This window comes from Micromonospora sp. M51, assembly GCF_018070305.1.
Classification (GTDB): domain Bacteria; phylum Actinomycetota; class Actinomycetes; order Mycobacteriales; family Micromonosporaceae; genus Micromonospora; species Micromonospora parva.
In genome coordinates, this window is sequence record NZ_JAGPXZ010001348.1 from 1 (window position 1) to 764 (window position 764).

1 protein-coding gene is annotated in these 764 nt (G+C 69.1%); it reads left to right on the forward strand.

Features of this window, described 5'->3' with window-relative positions; translation table 11 throughout:
* Nucleotides 1–108: 108 nt before the first annotated feature.
* A partial coding sequence (tsf, locus tag KBX53_RS34760; protein WP_210864014.1) for a translation elongation factor Ts occupies nt 109–764 on the forward strand: 656 nt, incomplete at its 3' end.

A 764-nucleotide genomic window follows, 5' to 3' on the forward strand; every position in this document is an offset into this window, starting at 1 on the left:
TTTTCGCGGACGGCGGGCAGCGACGGTACGCCGGGCACGATCCGCCCGGATCCGGGTAACCGGCACCTCTGACCATCCACACGCCGTCTCAACACCGAAGAGAGAGCCATGTCCCAAATCACCGCCGCGGACGTCAAGAAGCTCCGCGACCTCACCGGCGCCGGCATGATGGACAGCAAGAAGGCGCTGACCGAGGCCGAGGGCGACTTCGACAAGGCCGTCGAGATCCTGCGCGTCAAGGGCGCCAAGGACGTCGGCAAGCGGGCCGGCCGTACGGCCGCGAACGGCCTGGTCGCCCACTCCGGCAAGTCGCTGCTCGAGCTCAACTGCGAGACCGACTTCGTCGCCAAGACCGACTCGTTCATCGCGCTGGCCCAGCAGCTGGTCGAGCACGGTGACCGCTCCGGCGTGAACTCCGCCGAGGAGCTGCTCGCCACCGAGCTCGACGGCAAGGTCGTCGCGGACCTGATCCAGGAGCAGTCCGCCAAGATCGGCGAGAAGCTGGTGCTCAACCGGTTCGCCCGGGTCGAGGGCACCATCGCCATCTACCTGCACCGCAAGGCCCAGGACCTGCCGCCGGCCGTCGGCGTGCTGGTGTCGTACACCGGCAAGAGCGACGAGGCCGGCGACGCCGACGCCCGTGGTGTGGCCATGCAGATCGCCGCGATGCGGCCGAAGTACCTCACCCGGGACGAGGTTCCGGCGGAGGTCGTCGAGTCCGAGCGGCGCATCGCCGAGCAGACCGCCCGCGAGGAGAACAAGCC